We start from the raw sequence: 18,248 nt of genomic DNA, 5'->3' as shown, positions 1-18,248 counted from the left end.
TCGCGCACCTCCAGATATTGTCGCGCTGCCGTCACTCCACACTGCAGACCCCGCGACTGAGCCGATACGGACGGTTGCACTCCCATCCGTTTCCGGAACGATCGAGATGTGCATTTTCCGGAAGATTGATCTGTGAACAGACGGATCCCTTTGCTTCAAATCCGCGGTCACATTTCCATTTCTGGCCATAGGAGTTGTCCGCGAAGGTTGCATTTTCGGGAACCTTTACGGCAGCACAGGTCTGATCTTTCATTTCAAATCCACGGTCGCATAGCCATTCATTGCCGCTGGTGGTCAGGTAGGCATGGTCAGGAACGCTCAGTGCGACGCATTTGCCTGCGATGACCTGATACCCTCGTTCACAGGTCCAGCCCTCGCCATAGGTCGAATCCGTCAGATACGCCTTGTCCGGCACCTCGATAAGGTCGCATTCAGTGTCGCGCTGACGATATCCGTGCATGCACTTCCAGCGGTCACCAGAATAAGAGTCGAGAAAAGCATTTGCGGGTAGCTGAACGGCAAGGCACTGGCCGTCCTTTTCGGCAAACCCGTAATCGCATTCCCAGCCGTTGCCATAGGAAGCGTTTGTCAGGAAAGCATTGTCGGGAGCCGTCACAGCAACGCAGGAATCGGCCTCTTGTCGGAATCCGCGATTGCATTCCCACCCCGATCCGTAGCGTTTTGCTTCGGAATTGGCTGGCACCGACAGCGTCCCTTGACCATATGCCCCAGGGATCAAGAGCAGAGTTGCAGATAGAAGAACGCTCGCTTTTAAAGCCAACGCTAGGAAGAACGGTTGAGGCATGTCCTTATGTCTCCGAATGGGCGGTTGAGTGGTCACAGAAGTGGGAAGCCCTTGCGGCCGGTGCCTACCTGCGCCCATCGGTTCGTCCCAGCCGATGCTCGCTTGCCGAGGCTGGGAACAGCCTCCGCACAGCGCTGCGCAGTTCGCCGCCTCAATTGCCTAGGGCCGACTGAAATTTTCTGGATCGCAAGGCGAAAATGTCTGTTCGGTGGAAGACATGGCGCCCCCTTGATTGGGGCCAGGGTATCGAACCCTCACACAGCAGCGCCCGTAATATCTGCTACTGAAGATTGGACACTGCGCCTTTGTTATTCGAATAGCAACCGCTCTTCGCCCTTATTTGGTTTGCCTGCCGAACGCGCTAGCAATCATGATTTCCATGTCTCCCCGCTTTGATCGAGCACGAAACTGGGTTTTCCCAACTGGGCGCACTCTGAACGACAGACTTCGGGCCGGTTGCCCAACGGATGCCTAATCGTCGTTGGAAACCCGTAAGAAATCATCCCGGCGAGGAGTGAACGTATCAATCAGAAGGCCATTCGTCAGCGCGACCACCCCGTGAACGAGATTTGGGGCAACGATGAAACTGCTCCCCGGCCCCAATCGGGTGGTGACGCCATCGACCGTGACATCGAAGGTACCTTCGGCAACATAGCTTACCTGTGTATGTGGATGCGAATGAAGCGCACCAATGGCGTCCTTGTCGAACCGGAAGGCGACGAGCATGAGTTCCGGACGTTCGCTCAACACCGCTCGACTGTTGCCAGGCGCGACTTCGGTCCAGACCGTATCTTCAGGCAAGGAATAATACTGCACTTGGATCTCCTTATCGGGCAAGCCAACCGCCGTCCACCGGCAGGATGGTGCCATGTACATAGTCAGATGCTGGTGCCGCCAGGAAGACTGCCGCGCCGACCATATCGTCGGGACGCGCCCAGCGTCCGGCGGGAATGCGTTTCAATATGTCGGCGCTGCGCTCCGCGTCTGCCCGTAGCGCCGTCGTATTGTTGGTCTCGACATAACCCGGTGCCATCGCATTGACGTTAATGCCCTTCGCAGCCCACTCGTTCGCCATTAGCTTGGTGAGCCCGGCAAGGCCGCTCTTGGCTGCCGTGTAAGACGGAACGCGGATGCCCCCTTGAAACGACAGGAGCGACGCAATGTTGATGATCTTCGCACCTCGCCCCGCTGAAATCGCCGCCTTCGCAAACGCCTGGCAGAGAAAGAAGACCGACTTCAGATTGATATCAAGCACCGCATCCCAATCTTCCTCGGCAAAATCGAGCGTGTCAGCCCGCCTGATGATACCGGCATTGTTGACGAGCACATCCGGGGTAGCACCGGAAGCAAGAGCTTTCGCAATGACAGTGCTCGCTATGCCGGGAACTGAAAGATCGGCTGGAATGGGCACGAATTTCCGGCCGATGGACATGACCTCAGCCTCGGTTTCCGTCATGGCCGATCGCCCAACTCCGACGATACCGGCACCGGCCTTGGCAAGCCCGACAGCAATCGCCTGACCGATACCGGTATTGGCGCCGGTGACGATCGCCCAGCGACCGGTGAGATCGAATAGCGTCATCTGAGCGCTTCCATCGGTACCTTGTCCATGTCGGTAAAGCTCATATTGTCGCCGGCCATCGCCCAGATGAAAGCATAGCGACCGGTACCGGCGCCTGAGTGGATCGACCATCCCGGGGATAACACTGCATCATGGTTCTTCAGGACAACATGCCGCGTTTCGCTTGGCTCGCCCATGAAGTGAAAGACGCGTGTACTCTCCTGCATGCCGAAATAGAGATAGACCTCCATGCGGCGATCATGGACGTGCGCCGGCATGGTGTTCCAGACAGAGCCCGGTTCGAACATGGTGAGGCCGACGAGAAGCTGGCAGCTTTCGCAGACATCCGGATGCACATACTGGTTGATGGTGCGGGCGTTGGATTCTTCCGCCGAACCAAGCTGCACTTTCCTTGCCATGTCACGGGTGATGTGCACGGTCGGACAGGCACGGTGCGCCGGAGCGCTCAGAAGATAGAACAATGCGGGCGCGGCAGGATCGTCGCTCGCAAAACCGAGCGCGCGCCCGCCCATGCCGACATAGACCGCCTCCTGGAAGCCGAGCGCATAGTCTCGGCCGTCCACCGTGACCACGCCGTTTCCGCCGATATTGATGACGGCGAGCTCGCGGCGATCCAGAAAGCGCTCCGTGCCGGTTTCAGCGACGCTTTCGACGCAGAGTTTTTCGTATACCGGCGCCACGCCACCGACGATCATGCGATCGAGATGGCTGTAGGTGAGGTGGACCTCCCCCGGGCGGAAAATGTTCTCGATCACGAAGCCAGCGCGAAGACCCTGAGTGTCGCGCCTTGCGGCATCCGCCGGCCCTACGACCTGGCGTGTTGATACGGAAATTGTCACGGCATCTGCCTCTCGTCTTTTAGGGATGTATCAGGTCAGCACGACATATTCGGTCAGTTGGGTGATGGTTGTGTCTGCCTTGTTGACATCGAACACTTTGGTGCCGTGGCTCATGATCACGAAGCGATCGCAGACCTGATAGGCGTGGTAGATGTTGTGCGTCACCAGCACGCTGGAAACGTTCTCCGCCTTGAGTTTCAGGACCTGGTTCAAGAGCGCTTCCGTCTCACGCACGGAGAGCGCCGAGGTGGGCTCGTCGAGAAGCAATACGCGCTTTTTGAAGTAGACGGCGCGGGCAATGGCCACCGCCTGCTTCTGACCTCCCGAAAGGTTACCGACGAGCGTGTCCGGGGAATCAATGCCCGAGATATTCACCGCGTTCTGCAGCACTTCCATGGCGATGTCGCGCATCTCGGTCTGCCGGAGAAAGCCGAAACGATCCGTCAGTTCGCGCCCCATGAAGATGTTGCGGGTGATCGAGAGGCTGTCGACCAGGGCAGTGTGCTGGTAGATCGTCTCGATACCGGCATCGGCAGAGTCCGAGCGGCAGGTAAAGGCCGTCTTCTTGCCATCGACACTGAGATAGCCCTCAGTCGGCTTGTGAATGCCGGAGATAAGGTTGACGGTCGTCGATTTGCCAGCGCCGTTGTCGCCCAAAAGACCGACCACTTCCCCTTCGCCGATATGAAAGCTCAGGTTACGGAGCGCCGTGAGCGCACCGAAATTCTTGGAGATATTGTGCAGTTCGAGAAGATTGGGGGCCGACATCACGCGAGACCTCGCCGCTCGATAAGATGGTTGAAGATGGCGGCCAGCACGATCAGCGTCGCGATGAACATGTCGAGATAAAATCCCGGTGCCCTCAGAAGGAGCAGCACGTCGGTAATGGTGTGGATGAGCATCACGCCGAGGAAGACGCCGATGATCGAGCCGCGACCGCCGCGTAGCGACAGCCCGCCGATAACGCAGGCGGCAATCGCCTGAAGTTCGAGGCCGGCACCCTGTCCCGGCTGCACGCTGCCGACGCGGGCAGTCGCAATGATGCCCGCCACGGCCGCCATGCCGCCAGCAATCGCAAACGCGATGAGCTTGACGCGGTTGGTGTTGATGCCGATGGCCTCAGCAGCACCCCGATTTCCGCCGGTTGCAAAGACGTGGTTGCCGAAGCGATGGCGATGCAGGAGGAAATGAAATCCGACAACGAAGAGGATTATCCAGATAAAAGCGGCGTTGATGCCGAAGAGCGTACCGGAAAAGAGGCTGGTGAAGATCGGCTCCGGATCGAAGCGAACTTGAACCGCTCCGTTATAGAGAAGCACCGCGCCGCGCCAGAACAGCAGTCCTCCGAGTGTCACGATGAAAGAGGGCAGGCCGAAACGCAGGGTGATGTGCCCGTTGAGAAGGCCGATCATCACGCCGGTCACGATACCGAGAGGGGCAGCGATGAAGGCGCTGACACCAGCTCCAACCAGACTGGCCATTAGGATGGCGGTGAAGGTGTAGACCGAGCCGATGGAAAGGTCGAACTCGCCGGCAATCATCAGCACGCCGGCACCGAGCGCCAGGCAACCGAGCACCGGGATCGCCTTCATCAGGATCGTCAGGTTCTGCGGCGAAAGATAGCGAAAATCATCTGGATAAAGGAGCGCTCCGGCGATGCAGACGATCTGCAGCGACACGAAGACGAGCAGGATCGCGCCCGCGGGCATACTCATGATCTGCTTGAGAACGGATTGTCTCTGGGTCCGCGACCGGGGCGCGGCACTGTCGGCTAGGATAGGTGTCACGGTCTGTCACTCGATCGTTTGGGAACGGGGAACCTGGCGAGCGCGCCGACAGGCTCCCACGAAGCGCGGTTAGCGGAAGGTGCCGATTAGAGGCTTGACCGAACTGATGCGCGATTTGTCGAGGAAGGCACCCTGCCCTGTGTCGATATCGGTCGGCGTGAGCCCGTACTTCTTGGCCAGAGCGATCTGGGCGATCGGGTGATACCCTTGCAGATAGGGCTGCTGGTCCATGGTGGCGAACATGGCACCGGATTCGACCGCATTGACGATCTCGACCGCGAGATCGAAGCCGCCGAAGGGAATGTTGACCCCCGCATCCTTGATGGCGCCGGCACCGACGGTGGAGGTTACCGAACCCGTCCCGAACAGAGCCTTGATGTTCGGATTGGCAATCAGGAACTGCGCCATGATGTTCTGCGCTTCTGCCGGATCGAGACCGGCACGCACAGTCTCGACCTTGATACCGTTCTCGGCCATCGCCTTCTCAATGCCGCCACCACGGGCGACGGCAAAGCTGGCCTCTGGGATTTCGCGCGGATTGAACACCACATCGCCGGACTTCAGGCCGAATTCCTTGATCATACGGTTGCCGAGTTCATAGCCGGAGGCAAACTCGTTCATCGCGGATCCCCTCCTGAACCAGAAGTCTGCTGCCGGAAATGCAGCATTGGCCAGCATTGTGATAGACGCCGTAGGCAATCCCGTCGGCTGCCGCTTCAAGATCTGCGTCGGCAAAGACGATCTGAGGACCCTTGCCGCCGAGTTCGAGCCCTACGCGCTTGACACTGCGCGCGGCAATCTCGCCAAGCTTGGTGCCGACACGAACCGAGCCGGTGAAAGCCACCATGTCCGTACCGGGATCTTCCGCCAGCACCTGACCGGCCGGATCGCCGTAACCGGTGACGACGTTGAAGACGCCGTCAGGAATGCCTGCTTCCCGGGCCAGCTCCGCCATGCGGATCGAGGTGCCCGAGGTGAATTCGGAAGGTTTCAGGACGACCGTGCAGCCGGCGCCAATCGCCCAGGGAACACGCTCCGATGCGATGATGAAGGGGAAATTCCATGGCGTGATGATACCGACGACGCCGACCGGCTCTCGCAGCACGAGGCCGAGGCGGTCGTCGCCGATATTGTTGTGCGTCTGGCCTTCGAGCGCTCGCGCCTGGCCGGCGGCATAGGACCAAAGGTCGGCGCAAAACCCGATCTCACCACGCGCCTGCGCGATCGGCTTACCGACCTCGAGACTTTCGATCAGGGCCAGTTCTTCTTGACATGTCAGGATAAGGTCTGCGACCTTGAACATCAGCCGCGACCGCTCGGCACCCGACATGCGCGGCCATGGGCCTGTGTCAAACGCACGGCGAGCAGCTGCGATCGCAGCGCGCACGTCATCTGCCGAGGCATCTGGCCATGTGCCGACCACGACGCCGGCGTGGCCTGGGCTCGCCCGTTCAACGGTCTTGCCAGACGCGGCATCAACCGACTTGCCATCGACAAGCATCTGATAGCGAGCTTTGATGTTCAGCCGTGGGTCACTGGAATCAGGCGCGATGAAATTGGACAGCAATATCTCTCCAAGGCCGACACGCTGTGCCGACCTCCTCCCTCTCGGTCCGGTCTTTGACATCCGGATTTATGTTGCGTTGAAATTGTATGGTACTGTATGGTGGTTAAAAATGGAAGTCAACGCATGACGGTAGCGAAAGAAATGAACCTTGAATCCCTGAAGATCGACACGGGCGAAACCGCGGCAGCGCAGGTTGAACGAGACCTGCGGGAATTGATTATTCGCCTTGAACTCGCACCCGGTGCGCGGCTTTCCGAGCAGGAGATAGCCACCCGCATGGGTGTGTCGAGGCAGCCGGTGCGCGAGGCACTTATCGCCCTCGGCAAGTCTAAGCTGGTCGATATTCGCCCGAACAGAGGCACCGTCGTCGTCCGGATCTCCGCCCGCCAGATGATGGAAGCGCGCTTCGTGCGTGAAGCGATCGAGACTGCTGTGGCGAGGCGAGCCAGTGAGAGCTTTGACAGTTGGACGCGGCGCAAAATTGAAACGATCCTCGATCGCCAGAAAGCCGCGAATGAAGCGGGAGACCACAACGCATTCCGTCGGGAAGACGAGCAGTTCCATATTGCGATCGCCGAGGGTGCTGGTTGCGGGCTTGCCTGGAACGCCATTTCAGACATCAAAGCCCATATGGATCGGGTCTGTAACCTGCAACTTCGCCATCCAGATTCCATGACACGGTTGATCGCAGAACACGAGGCGATTATCCACGCCATCGACGCGAAGGATGCCGATGCGGCGGCGAGTGCGATGCGTGTCCATCTGAATGGCATCCTAGCTGACTTGCCGCAGATCGAAGCTCAAAATCCTGAGCTTTTTGAATGACCGTCGTTCGAGTGCACGTCCAGAACATCGATCTCGAGCGCCTGCCCCTGTTTCAAGTAACGTCTTCCAGCTTCTCGAAATAGGTTCGGAATTCGCTCATGAGGCGGTTTCGCGCTCCAAGACGACGAAAGTCGGGATCGTGGAACGTCTCAGAACGCACAAAGTCGACGAGCACGGACGCATTCGCGTTGCCGCCAAGGATTATCCCGACGATCATGGCTATCTCGAAGCGAACTGCACCACGCATGGGAGCCTCTGGCGAGGTGTTTCAGTGTCGCCAAGTCATCGCGTTTCAGGACGACATCCGTTGCTTTCTTCCGGACCATGGCCGGGTCCCAGAGATGGTGGGCGGCGAACTTTACACCAGGCCTTGAAAACGCGCGGCAGAACGCCCGCCACCGAGCGGAGTTTCAGGTGCTATGTCATCGAGTCGCTGCGCTATTATCATAACAGGCGTTTTGGTGGACTGCGCACGATGGTCGCAGAGGTCTTTGCAGTTACATTCGACTGGATAATCTCAGCTAGCAGATGCGCTAAATTTCTTTCTTGACTGATCGTTCCAGAATAACTATGTAAGACTGATGGCTCGGAACAAGGAATTCGACAAAGACAAGGCGGTGAGTGCCGCAATCGACGTGTTTCGCGAACACGGCTTCGAAGGCACATCGACCGAGATGCTGGTGCGCGCGATGAAGATCGGACGACAAAGCCTCTACGACACCTTCGGAGACAAATGGGCACTCTACCAATCGACGGTGGAACGTTATTCGTCCGAAGAAACTGAAGCCCACGTCGCGATGTTGCGCAGCAAACAGCGGGCGGTAGACGGCATCACCGCAATGATCGAACGCGTGGTGGCGCGCGCCCAGATTGCCTGCCTCGGCGTCAACTCGATCTGTGAGTTCGGCCAGAGCCGGCCAGAGCTTAACGCGCTTCATCGCGCTGCCGACAATCGCTTGAGGAGAGCGACAGTGGAATGCATCAAGCAGGCCCAGGTCGAAAGCGATGTTGAAAAATCACTGCCGGCGGAGGCCCTTGCCGGTTTCCTCATTGCCAGCATTGCTGGCATCCGTATTGCCGCCCGAGGGGGTGCCACTCACGAGGACTTGGAAACTCTCGGGCGACTGGCGATCCGCGCGATCCGTTAGCATCCAAAAAATTTTTCATAATTTTGGAACGATCAGTCAATAAAGGAATTAGCGATGAAAGCAGTGGTCATGAACGGCATCGGCGATAGCGATGTCATGGAATTCGTCGAGCGCCCGGAGCCTGTGGCAATGCCCGGACACGCTCTTGTCGAAGTCAGCGTGGCGGGCGTAAACTTCATGGATATCGGCGTTCGGCAAGGGATGGCCTGGACGGAAAGTCCAAACCCGAAAGTGCTTGGCGTCGAGGGCGCAGGCCGTGTGCTCAGCCTCGGCGACGGCGTCACTGATTTTGCGGTCGGCGATCGCGTCGCCTGGGTCTACGCGCCCGGAAGCTATGCCGAGCGGCTGCCGATCCCGGCAACGTCACTCGTCAAGATCCCCGACTTCATCAATGACCGAACAGCCGCGTCCGTCATGATGCAGGGCCTGACCGCCAGTCACTTCGCCACCGATTTCTATCCCACCCAGCCTGGAGACATCGCCCTGGTCCATGCGGCCTCCGGCGGCGTCGGGTTGCTCCTCACTCAGATCATCAAGCTTAGGGGCGGCCGCGTCATCGGGCGCGTCTCATCGAAAGACAAGGTCTCTGTCGCGAAAGACGCCGGCGCCGAGCATGTGATCGTTGATACAGAGGGAGAATTTGCCGACGAGGTAATTCGCTTGACCGATGGTCGCGGTGTCGACGTGGTCTATGATGGCTCCGGTCCCAAGACCTTCATGGCATCGATTAAAGCGCTGCGCCGCTCAGGAACCTTCTGCTGGTACGGACCCGTGCTGGGTGGGCCGGGCCCCCTCGACATCATGAGCCTGCCGAAGAGCATCAAGATCGGCTATGCCGTGTTTTCCGACCATATCCACTCGCCCGAACTGCTTCGCGAGCGCGCCGGCCGGCTCTTCGGCTGGATCGCGGACGGGTCGTTAAAAGTCACGACGGGGGGAAGCTACCCTCTTAAGGATGCTGCTAAGGCACACGACGACATGGCCAGCCGCAAGACAATTGGCAAGCTGCTGCTGGTTCCTTGATGGCAATTTGCGTCTTTGTTTACCGACAGAAACCATTTTAGCTCAGGTGCGTTTGCTCGCTTGTCCTGATCCCAATGTCCCCTTGGGATCACATGGCCGGCTTCACCAAATCCCTGGAGTGAAGTCCGAAGTAGCCTATGGCCTCGTCACCCTCGACGGGGCCATTTCTTTTCGAATGACACATGCGCTTGTTACGCTCGCCAATGATGCACACTTCCTACATTGAACGCGACCATGGCGAACTCCCTGGGCTTGTTTGTGTTTGCCCCGATAGGAACATCCCCAGCGCATTCCGCCCTGCTGTCCAATCTGGCTGCGGCGCGATACTAGGCGCCCCACCGAGAATTAGCTATGATTAATATATTCTTTCCCGCGCCCGCTCCGCGCATGGAAAGCAAACACGCTACGCTGGCCGGGAGGGACACATGGGCGTGAACTGGATGCACCGTATTGTTTGCTTTGCGCTTTTTTTGCTGCCCTTGGAAGCTGCAGCATCCGTCCGTCATGCACTCTTGATCGGCAATAGCCGCTACGAGGTAGCGACGCCGCTACGCAATCCCGAGAACGATATCGAGATCGTCGGCGCAGCGCTCGAGAAAAGCGGTTTTGCCATCACCAAGGTCGCCAACGCCAAGGCCTCCGATACGCTGGCTGCAATCGAGGCATTCGTTAAGCGGCTTGTAGTTGCGGAGAACCCGGTAGTCATGGTCTATTTCGCCGGCCACGGCGTCCAGCTCGCTGGTGAGAACTACCTGCTTCCCGTGGACGCCAAACTCGGATCAGAAGAGGAGCTGCGAAGCGTTGCGCTGTCGCTCGGGGACCTCACCCGCCGTCTTGATGCGGTCAAGAGCAGCCTGCAGATCGTCGTGCTCGATTCCTGCCGCAACAACCCGTTCGAGCAGACACGCGGTCTGCGGCGCGGCCTTGCCACGGCGCCGGAGCGGCTCGGCCGGATCGTTGCCTATTCGACGTCGCCGGGCAATGTCGCGACGGACGGCGACACCGGCGCCAGCCCCTATGCGACGGCGCTCGCCGAATCGGTGACGATCCCGGGCCTTTCGATAGAGGGGGTGTTCAAGCGCGTGCGCGCAACGGTGCAGGAGCGCACCGGCGGCAAGCAGGAGCCTTGGGAAAACAGCGCGGTCTATGGAGACTTCCAGTTCGTCGAGGGAAAATCAGCTGAGGCCGGCGGCGACGAGGTCGCCTTCTTCGAGTTCGCAGCCCTTGCCGACAGCCAGGAGGCCTACCAGAAATACCTGTCTCGCTATCCGGAAGGCATGTTCGCCAGCCTCGCGCAGCAGAAGATCACCTTCATGGACAAGGATTTCAGCTTCCGTCGCCAAAACGAGACATTCCGCCATTTCACGTTCAGCACTGACGGGGACGATGCCTGCAGCACGGGAAGCTTCAAAGCCGAGCAACAGACAGGAGACGACATCGCAGATGGAGAGATCATACTGCTCGACCTGTTCTTTCTCTATCCAGATGCGCCGTGCAAGAACACGGTATTCTTTGATTCTTTGGTCAATGTAGACGGAAGCGGATTCAGCAAAAACAGGATCCATTTCGATTATTTTGGCAGCAAGTTTTACCGGACCGCTGCAAACGTACCCTTCGACCCGGCGCCGTACGTTCATTTCATGGAACGGTTTGACCAACTCATTTTCACTTATCGCAACATGCACAAGGATGGCGAGATTTTGCTCGAGCTGCTTGAACCGGGGAAGCTGGCCACGGAGTACATCACAATCGATTCTTGCGAAGGAACCTGCTTTGGTCTCCAGGCGCTCGTAAAGGCGCGCATCTCCGCTGCGGAAGAGACCCGCACCTATTCTTTCGAGGTGGTAAGTGCGGCAGAGCTCGGCTTGACCTGGAAGTACCAAAACACCGTTAGCAAACTTCATGAAACCGCGGCCACCGTCTCTGACGGGGCTTCTGCGCAGCCCGCGTCCCTCGCCTTTCTCGAAACAAGAACAATCGCAGGCTGGCAAGTCGTGGCAGCCGTTGATCCCAATCGCAATCTCGAAAGCTGCGAGGCGAGCCGCATCCAAAACGGAGGGAGGCGCAGCGTGTTCCGTCTCTATCCCTACGATCTGCTCACAATCGGCTTTACCGACCCGAAACGGAACTTCGAGGAAATAAGCGGGCGGCCATTCACGTACCGCGTTGATCAAAGCGAAATGCCCTTTATTACCCGCACCCAGTCTGGTGACGAAATCGCCTACCAGATCGAACCAACGACGAAAGTCATTGAAGCTCTCAAGGCCGGCGCCGAAATCAATCTGCACGACGGCATGCTCAGCCTGACCGGATCAAGGGCAATGCTATCAGAGCTGCAAAGGTGCATTGCGGCTTTCGGCGGTTAAGTAGAATCGGCCGGGCTGCGACCAGTTTCGCTTCGACCAGCCTTCTCGGCGAAGGACCAACTGAGGACGCGCGGCGTATGGTGGGTTTCAAGCCCCACGATATGCCGGGCGACCTTCCAGTCGATACATTATGCGATCAATTCGGCATAGACCAAGAACAAAACGGAGATCTGCCACTATCGCTCGTATGGTTCATTGGATGTGTCTTATAAGCGGTCGGCCGGCAGGGCTCTCGTCGGGTCGAGGTCAACGGTCGTCACCAACACTAGATGAACTTGGGCGTAAGCAACCCTCAATTCATCCGTCGGACGAAACTCGCGACGGGGCGATGATCCGAAGGTGCGGTCCAGTCGTTAGCCTTTACAAGATCGCTCGCGGAGAAAGCCTGTCCAAGCAGGCCCATAGCAGTTGTTGCTACCTCAGTAGAAAATCCATGTTCGCAACGGGCCGACTCTGTCTGCGCAAGCCGGCTACCGGGATGCGGCGATTGTCGCCAGCTAAAACCTGAACCGCCTCCGTCGGGGTCATGATTACGGCGTTGGCAAATTCAAGTTTCTTCGGAAGGCGCGCAAAACCTTCGTTGGTGGTCACGAACACGTGGCGCCCGCCATTTTCATGTGCCCAGAATGCCTGAGTAGCGCCCAGGCAATTGCGCCAATGCCAAGCAGCGGCGCTGGACAGATCCTTTTTGTCCAAGCCGTAGCTCACCGCGTAGTCCGACCATCGTGCTGGCGTCGTCGGAAAAAGGGTTCTGAAGATAAGTCGCTCGCGCTCAATCGCCGCTTCATCACTCATAATAGAGAAACCATGGAATGAAAGACCGTGTCGCCCGATCGGCCGCAAGAGGCTGATGTGACCAAGTCCAAGCGCGCTCATTCGGCTTTCAAAGTCTGCAAATCGTTTTAGATGTGCGCCACCGGGCTGACGTTCATATGCGCTCGAAGCCAAAATGGCGACATCCGCCTCTCCACGCCTTGCGGCTTCAATCAACGTGCGAATGTCGCCGTGGGCCGACCTCTTCTCATCGATGTTGATGAGACAGTTGTTTTCGAGCGTAAAACTCCGCATCACTTCACCATGTTGCTCTAGTCATTCAATGCTCGCCATTTGCGAACCAAACCCGCCACACAACTCTCACTCTGGTTCTTAAAGCGATGCGCGCATCGTGGACATTCGGCTTGGCAGTAAAGAACAACCGAACAGGCGATCGCTCGAAGGTAACAAGGACACAAATCGCCATGGCGGTCAGTTCCCAACGGAACATTAGGCGACGACAAACGCAAAAATCATGAACTCTCTCCGCTCAGCGTGGAGCTGCTTGTTCTTGTCCGCACGGGTCGGCTCGATCGGCGACCATCGCCTGAGAGGTTGGATCTCCTACCGAGCCTCGTAGGCTGCCTTAGACCAGATCGTGCGCACCGCTTCAGGCGAGATGAGCCGCACGCGCCCCAAAGCGGCGGCGGTCAGCCGCGTCATCGATCGGCTCGCTGCGGACCTTCGGCGCGATTTCCCTGAAATGACGGGGTTTTCGCCACGAAACCTCTGTTCATTCTCGCTCCGTCAAAAGCCATCTGTGCCGATTTTGGCGATGGCGACATCATCACCACGAGCTGGTCGTGTTCGCCTGCGCAAAACAATCTGCCAACCGCATCAGGCTGATGGCTGGCGCGACCTCGCGAGAAACCCGGCGATGAAATCGACAGTTTCGTCGCCTGATCTCAAGCCGAGATGGATGCTTTTCTGGATCCCGCGTTGACCGATGCGAACGGGACGGACACCGAGCGCTGCCGCTTCCCGACGCACCAGTCAGTCGGGAATGGCGCTGCCCCCCAACGAGCTGTGGTTCGGGGTGGATGGAATTCGACTCGGGGTCACGTCGCCGAGCAAAATTCTCTGAACTTCTTAGAGCCCTGACTCCGTTGAACGAGGTGGTTTCTAAATGCGGAGCGCATCCTCGCAAAGTCTTCGTATCCGCACTGCCGTGCCAAGCGATGCACAGACGACGTCGACACGGAGCACGACGCTGCGACAGACTTCGCCGTGCCGAACGCGATGAGGTCGGGATGCTGGAGCAAGGCCCGCATGGTCTGCTTCAAGCCGGCCGGTAGTACGATCTCGCGCCTGATAATTCTCACCTTGATCTCCTCGACACTGAGGGTCGGCGTTAGCATCCCGCGTTGAGTTGCTGACAATTTTTCACCGGTTTGGATACTATCCATTGCATCGCCCTCCGACGTGATTGGCACCTGATCAATTCGGCCCGCGCAGGCCCTCACCCCATGCGCTCTGATGCGTAGCTCCCAGGCGAAGCCGGAAACACCACGGTTTTGTTGCCGTTGAGGAAAACACGACCGTGAATGTGAGCGTGGATTGCCCGAGCCAAGACCTGAGCTTCAACGTCGCGCCCAAGGCTCACGTAGTCGTCGTTCGATTGACCATGGGTGACGCGGACGATGTCCTGTTCGATGATCGGGCCTTCGTCGAGATCGGCGGTCACGTAATGGGACGTGGCGCCGACGAGTTTCACGCCGCGTTCGAGGGCCTGCTTGTAGGGATTGGCCCCTTTGAACGAGGGCAGGAACGAATGATGGATGTTGATCACACGGCCGGACATCTCCCGGCAAAGGCGATCTGAGAGCACTTGCATATAGCGTGCGAGCACGACCAACTCCGCCCCGGTCTCTTCGACAATTCGCATCTGTTCGGCCTCGGCCTGAGCCTTGTTCTCCTTCGTCACCTTGATGTGGTGGAACGGAATGTCGTGGTTCACAACGACCTTCTGGTAGTCCAGGTGATTGGAGATGACCGCGACGATGTCGATCGGAAGTGCCCCGATTTTCCACCTGTAGAGTAGGTCGTTCAGGCAGTGGCCGAAGCGCGAGACCATGATGATCACCTTGCGCTTGACCTTCTCGTCGAAGAACTCGAATTCCATGCCAAAACGGTCCGCAATCGGCTTAAACCCATCCTTCAGCATTTCTAGCGCCCGCCCCCCTTCGGAGCGGAAACTGACACGCATGAAAAACTGGCCGGTATCAGCGTCGTCGAACTGTGCGCTGTCGGTGATGTTGCATTCCTCTTCCGCCAGGAAGGAGGAGATAGCGGCAACGATGCCGCGGGTGGAAGCGCAGCGCACGCGCAGGGCAAAACTCGACATTGGTGTTCCTCTTTATGGATCAGGACGCGGCTGGTGCCAGGCTGCGCCTGAACGCCTGAAGCGTATTGGACAGAAGGCAGGCTATAGTCATGGGCCCGACCCCGCCGGGAACGGGCGTGATGGCGGCAGCGTGTCCAGCCTCGGACGTCGCGACGTCGCCGACGAGCCGCACGCCATCCCTGTCGCTCAGCCGGTTGATGCCGACATCGATGACGACAGCACCTGGCTTGATCCAGTCGCCCCTGATCAATTCCGGCCTGCCGACGGCGGCGACAAGGATGTCCGCGCTCCGACAGATATCTGGCAAATTGCGGCTGTGGGAATGGGCGACGGTCACGGTGCAATTTTCCGCAAGCAACAGCTGCGAAAGCGGCTTACCGACGATGTTGCTTCGACCGACGACCACAGCATGGAGACCCGACAAATCGCCAAGACGGTCTTTGAGAAGCATAACCGTCCCAAGCGGCGTGCAGGGCACTAGCGATGCCAGCCCGGTCGCAAGACGCCCGGCATTGAGAACATGAAACCCGTCCACGTCCTTTTCGACGGCAATGGCGTTGATGACCGCCTCCGCTTCGGTTTGCGCGGGTAGCGGCAGCTGGACGAGAATTCCATGAACCGAATGGTCCTCGTTCAAGCGCTCGATGAGTGCGACGAGTTCGGCTTGCGTCGTCTGCTCCGAAAGTCGGAACTCCAGCGACTTCATCCCGGTTTCAACGGTCTGGCGATGCTTGTTGGCGACGTAGACGCGGCTTGCCGGATCGTCGCCGACGAGGATGATCGCGAGCCCCGGAACCTCTCCGGTCACGTCTTTGAGCTCGGATACCTCTGATGCGATGTTGGCCCTGAGCTGCGCGGCGATTTGTTTGCCGTCGATATGGTGGTCCGAAACCGCGTCCATTACGCCGCAACCTTCAAAAGCGATTTCAGTCCTGAGCCGGGATCGGCGAGCGCCTCAGGAGAACAGGAAGCACCCCTCTCGATCAGCTTCTCGGCGAGACGGATGTCACGGGCGACTGAGTTTCCAGGTCCGATGCCTGACGCTGCCTGAAGCACATCATTCTCGTCCAGTTCGAAACGCAGCCAACCGCCCTCGGTCAAGTCGCGGCGCACAGCGCGGCGCGACGGATCATGCAAGCCAACAGCCTGCAGACCGAGATCGAAATGATCCGACCAGAACCAGGGTAGAGCGTCGAAGCTTTCGTGCCCGCCGAGCATCACTTTCGCCGCGTGGGCGCCTTGGTCGCACGCATTTCGCCAGGTTTCGAACCGTGTGCGGCCGTAGCGTGGATGGTCAACGACCGCACAGTCTCCAGCAGCGAGGATCGATGGATCCGACGTCACGAGCCGGCGATCGACCTCGATCCCGTTGGGGCAGGTAAGCCCGGCCGATAGAGCAAGGCCAACCTCCGGCTCGACGCCGACTGCAGCAATCAAGAGATCCGCTTCAATCCGATTACCGTCAGCGAGCACGACGGACCCTTGCTCGAAGCGATCGATGCGAACGTCGAAATCAAACGTCGATCCAGCGTAGCGATGACGACCCACGATCACGTCGGCGATTTCGGCTGGTACACCGCGACCGAGCGCCCGCGGACCCGCCTCCAGAACATGAACAGCCATGCCGCGACGGGTCAACTCCGCCGCCAGTTCGAGACCAATAAGGCCAGCGCCAATCATCACGGCGCGGGCCCCAGCGACCGCCTTGCCGTAGATCGCCTCGGCGTCCGCAAGAGTGCGCAGCATCAAGGCATGACCTGCGGGATCACAAGGCAAGCGCCGCGGCCTCGCCCCCGTCGCAAGCAGAAGACGGTCATAGGTCAGCCGTTCTCCCGTCGTCAGGATGACCTCTTTCGCCACCCGGTCGATCCGGTCCGCGGTACGTCCGAGCATGACCTCCACCCCGGCAAGGTCCACCGCGATTGGGCGGTGGAAAAGGCCCGTTTCGCCGTCGGGCTTGGAGAGGGCGGGTCGGTCGTAGGACGGCATCTGCTCGCCACCGACAAGGGTGACGTGGCTCTCGCCCGCGTCGCGCAATGTTGCAGCAGCGCGCAAGCCGGCTTCGCCCGCGCCGATGATGACATGGTTCGTCATTGTCGTTTCCGATTGTGAAAGGAGCGGTCCGAAGACCGCTCGGGGTCATCGCTTCAGCCGAGAACGGATCGAAGTGAGACGGGGGCGCCCGTTTTCACGGATAGCGTGGCGGCCTCCGCCATTGCCAGGGCGGCAACGCCATCGTCCAACGTCACCGGCAGAGGTTTTGTGCCTGCAACCGCTTCGACGAAAGCAGCCCACTCCGCCGCATAGGCCGGCATGTAGCGCTCGAGGAAGAAATAGGTCGGCTTTGCGCCGATCACGCCCTCGGTTGTCGACTTCACCACGGTGTTTTCCAGCATGTTCTGGGCCTGCAGCAACCCCTTCGAGCCAAGCAACTCAACGCGCTGGTCGTAACCGTAAACGGCGCGGCGACTGTTCTTGATGACGGCAATGCGGCCATCGGCGTAGGCGAGCGTTACGACGGCCGTGTCGACATCGCCTGCCGAACCAATCTCCGGGTCGACGATGGACGAACCGACCGCAGTCACCGTAATTGGTGGCGTTCCCATGATAAAGTTCGCCATGTCGAAATCGTGGATCATCATGTCCCGGAAGAGACCGCCCGAGACCTTGATATAGGCGACGGGCGGCGGCGCGGGGTCGAAGGAGGTGATCGAGAGAAGTTCCGCCTTGCCGATTTCGCCCGCGTCTGCCGCCTTTTTGAGCGCCGAAAAATTGGGATCGAACCGGCGATTGAAGCCGATCATGACTGGTCGCCCGCTCGACGAGACTGTCCTCTGGCAGGCCTGCGCCCGCGCCAGGCTGAGATCAACCGGCTTTTCGCAAAGGACCGCCTTGCCGGCGGCCGTCGCCCGTTCGATCAGGTCGGAATGGGTATCGGTCGACGTGGCGATCAGCACGGCATCGATCGACGGGTCACCCAGAATAGCCGTCGTGTCGCGCGCTTCAGCGCCGTACTGCGCAGCGATCTTTTCGGCCGCGGCCATGTTGATGTCGGATACGGCAACAAGTCTGCTGCCGGGATGGCTGGAGATCGCCGTTGCGTGGACGCCGGCGATGCGACCCGCGCCGAGAAGGCCAACTTTAAGCAT

16 protein-coding genes and 2 pseudogenes are annotated in these 18,248 nt (G+C 59.0%); 4 read left to right on the top strand and 14 right to left on the bottom strand.

Features of this window, described 5'->3' with window-relative positions; all coding sequences use genetic code 11:
• Positions 1 to 31: 31 nt before the first annotated feature.
• The 8 genes and pseudogenes from IB277_RS22180 to IB277_RS22145 form a co-directional block, all read right to left on the bottom strand.
• Positions 32 to 805, bottom strand: a complete 774-nt coding sequence (locus tag IB277_RS22180; protein WP_192371762.1) for a hypothetical protein — start codon at positions 803 to 805, stop codon at positions 32 to 34.
• Between the two features lie 471 nt (positions 806 to 1,276).
• Positions 1,277 to 1,621: a cupin domain-containing protein gene (locus IB277_RS22175; RefSeq protein ID WP_371813651.1), complete on the bottom strand. Its 345-nt coding sequence runs from the start codon at positions 1,619 to 1,621 to the stop codon at positions 1,277 to 1,279.
• A 10-nt stretch (positions 1,622 to 1,631) separates the two neighbouring features.
• On the bottom strand, positions 1,632 to 2,387 hold the full coding sequence (gene kduD, locus IB277_RS22170) for a 2-dehydro-3-deoxy-D-gluconate 5-dehydrogenase KduD (protein ID WP_192371760.1): 756 nt from the start codon (positions 2,385 to 2,387) through the stop codon (positions 1,632 to 1,634).
• Entirely contained in the window at positions 2,384 to 3,226 is an 843-nt protein-coding gene (gene kduI / locus IB277_RS22165) for a 5-dehydro-4-deoxy-D-glucuronate isomerase (RefSeq protein ID WP_192371759.1), read from the bottom strand. Before kduI ends, kduD begins: the two co-directional genes overlap by 4 nt.
• A gap of 30 nt (positions 3,227 to 3,256) precedes the next feature.
• Complete coding sequence (locus tag IB277_RS22160) at positions 3,257 to 3,994, bottom strand: ATP-binding cassette domain-containing protein (protein WP_192371758.1); 738 nt, start codon at positions 3,992 to 3,994, stop codon at positions 3,257 to 3,259.
• On the bottom strand, positions 3,994 to 5,013 hold the full coding sequence (locus IB277_RS22155) for an ABC transporter permease (protein ID WP_192371757.1): 1,020 nt from the start codon (positions 5,011 to 5,013) through the stop codon (positions 3,994 to 3,996). Before IB277_RS22155 ends, IB277_RS22160 begins: the two co-directional genes overlap by 1 nt.
• Before the next feature lie 69 nt (positions 5,014 to 5,082).
• Positions 5,083 to 5,634, bottom strand: a pseudogene (locus IB277_RS22150) (substrate-binding domain-containing protein); the annotation flags it as partial.
• A pseudogene (locus tag IB277_RS22145) lies at positions 5,633 to 6,580 on the bottom strand (aldehyde dehydrogenase family protein); the annotation flags it as partial. The pseudogenes IB277_RS22145 and IB277_RS22150, both read right to left, overlap by 2 nt.
• Before the next feature lie 123 nt (positions 6,581 to 6,703).
• Here IB277_RS22145 and IB277_RS22140 point away from each other — a divergent pair.
• On the top strand, positions 6,704 to 7,405 hold the full coding sequence (locus IB277_RS22140) for a GntR family transcriptional regulator (protein WP_192371755.1): 702 nt from the start codon (positions 6,704 to 6,706) through the stop codon (positions 7,403 to 7,405).
• A 52-nt stretch (positions 7,406 to 7,457) separates the two neighbouring features.
• Here IB277_RS22140 and IB277_RS22135 read toward each other — a convergent pair whose 3' ends face one another.
• Complete coding sequence (locus IB277_RS22135; protein ID WP_192371753.1) at positions 7,458 to 7,652, bottom strand: hypothetical protein; 195 nt, start codon at positions 7,650 to 7,652, stop codon at positions 7,458 to 7,460.
• Between the two features lie 334 nt (positions 7,653 to 7,986).
• On the opposite strand from IB277_RS22135, the gene IB277_RS22130 reads away from it, so the two are divergent.
• The 3 genes from IB277_RS22130 to IB277_RS22120 all read left to right on the top strand — a co-directional run bounded on the left by IB277_RS22130 (position 7,987) and on the right by IB277_RS22120 (position 11,942).
• Entirely contained in the window at positions 7,987 to 8,553 is a 567-nt protein-coding gene (locus tag IB277_RS22130; protein WP_192371751.1) for a TetR/AcrR family transcriptional regulator, read from the top strand.
• Positions 8,554 to 8,607: 54 nt separating this feature from the next.
• Complete coding sequence (locus IB277_RS22125) at positions 8,608 to 9,576, top strand: quinone oxidoreductase (RefSeq protein WP_192371750.1); 969 nt, start codon at positions 8,608 to 8,610, stop codon at positions 9,574 to 9,576.
• A 425-nt stretch (positions 9,577 to 10,001) separates the two neighbouring features.
• Positions 10,002 to 11,942, top strand: a complete 1,941-nt coding sequence (locus IB277_RS22120) for a caspase family protein (RefSeq protein ID WP_192371749.1) — start codon at positions 10,002 to 10,004, stop codon at positions 11,940 to 11,942.
• A 414-nt stretch (positions 11,943 to 12,356) separates the two neighbouring features.
• On the opposite strand, the gene IB277_RS22115 is transcribed toward IB277_RS22120, so the two are convergent.
• From IB277_RS22115 to iolG, 5 genes are all read right to left on the bottom strand, one after another.
• Positions 12,357 to 13,010 (bottom strand): hypothetical protein, encoded by a 654-nt coding sequence (locus IB277_RS22115; protein WP_192371748.1) that lies wholly within the window; start codon positions 13,008 to 13,010, stop codon positions 12,357 to 12,359.
• Positions 13,011 to 14,214: 1,204 nt separating this feature from the next.
• On the bottom strand, positions 14,215 to 15,099 hold the full coding sequence (purU, locus tag IB277_RS22105) for a formyltetrahydrofolate deformylase (RefSeq protein WP_192371746.1): 885 nt from the start codon (positions 15,097 to 15,099) through the stop codon (positions 14,215 to 14,217).
• A gap of 19 nt (positions 15,100 to 15,118) precedes the next feature.
• Positions 15,119 to 16,000, bottom strand: a complete 882-nt coding sequence (gene folD, locus IB277_RS22100) for a bifunctional methylenetetrahydrofolate dehydrogenase/methenyltetrahydrofolate cyclohydrolase FolD (RefSeq protein ID WP_192371744.1) — start codon at positions 15,998 to 16,000, stop codon at positions 15,119 to 15,121.
• Positions 16,000 to 17,193: an NAD(P)/FAD-dependent oxidoreductase gene (locus IB277_RS22095; protein WP_192371743.1), complete on the bottom strand. Its 1,194-nt coding sequence runs from the start codon at positions 17,191 to 17,193 to the stop codon at positions 16,000 to 16,002. The genes folD and IB277_RS22095 overlap by 1 nt, the downstream gene beginning before the upstream one ends.
• A 53-nt stretch (positions 17,194 to 17,246) precedes the next feature.
• Positions 17,247 to 18,248, bottom strand: coding sequence for an inositol 2-dehydrogenase (iolG, locus tag IB277_RS22090; protein ID WP_192371741.1), 1,002 nt, complete (start codon positions 18,246 to 18,248; stop codon positions 17,247 to 17,249).

Source organism: Ensifer sp. ENS07, assembly GCF_014852185.1.
GTDB lineage: Bacteria > Pseudomonadota > Alphaproteobacteria > Rhizobiales > Rhizobiaceae > Ensifer > Ensifer adhaerens.
Note: the sequence above shows the minus strand (reverse complement) of the source record. Positions and strands in the feature narration are given on the sequence as shown.

What these genes read in the sequence shown, in the direction of transcription:
- IB277_RS22160 (WP_192371758.1), bottom strand. Translation starts at nt 3,994, where the DNA reads ATGTCGGCCCCCAATCTTCTCGAACTGCACAATATCTCCAAGAATTTC.
- kduD (WP_192371760.1), bottom strand. Translation starts at nt 2,387, where the DNA reads ATGACGCTATTCGATCTCACCGGTCGCTGGGCGATCGTCACCGGCGCC.
- IB277_RS22140 (WP_192371755.1), top strand. Translation starts at nt 6,704, where the DNA reads ATGACGGTAGCGAAAGAAATGAACCTTGAATCCCTGAAGATCGACACG.
- IB277_RS22130 (WP_192371751.1), top strand. Translation starts at nt 7,987, where the DNA reads ATGGCTCGGAACAAGGAATTCGACAAAGACAAGGCGGTGAGTGCCGCA.
- IB277_RS22180 (WP_192371762.1), bottom strand. Translation starts at nt 805, where the DNA reads ATGCCTCAACCGTTCTTCCTAGCGTTGGCTTTAAAAGCGAGCGTTCTT.
- IB277_RS22135 (WP_192371753.1), bottom strand. Translation starts at nt 7,652, where the DNA reads ATGCGTGGTGCAGTTCGCTTCGAGATAGCCATGATCGTCGGGATAATC.
- folD (WP_192371744.1), bottom strand. Translation starts at nt 16,000, where the DNA reads ATGGACGCGGTTTCGGACCACCATATCGACGGCAAACAAATCGCCGCG.
- iolG (WP_192371741.1), bottom strand. Translation starts at nt 18,248, where the DNA reads ATGCTTAAAGTTGGCCTTCTCGGCGCGGGTCGCATCGCCGGCGTCCAC.
- IB277_RS22120 (WP_192371749.1), top strand. Translation starts at nt 10,002, where the DNA reads ATGGGCGTGAACTGGATGCACCGTATTGTTTGCTTTGCGCTTTTTTTG.
- IB277_RS22115 (WP_192371748.1), bottom strand. Translation starts at nt 13,010, where the DNA reads ATGCGGAGTTTTACGCTCGAAAACAACTGTCTCATCAACATCGATGAG.
- purU (WP_192371746.1), bottom strand. Translation starts at nt 15,099, where the DNA reads ATGTCGAGTTTTGCCCTGCGCGTGCGCTGCGCTTCCACCCGCGGCATC.
- IB277_RS22125 (WP_192371750.1), top strand. Translation starts at nt 8,608, where the DNA reads ATGAAAGCAGTGGTCATGAACGGCATCGGCGATAGCGATGTCATGGAA.
- IB277_RS22095 (WP_192371743.1), bottom strand. Translation starts at nt 17,193, where the DNA reads ATGACGAACCATGTCATCATCGGCGCGGGCGAAGCCGGCTTGCGCGCT.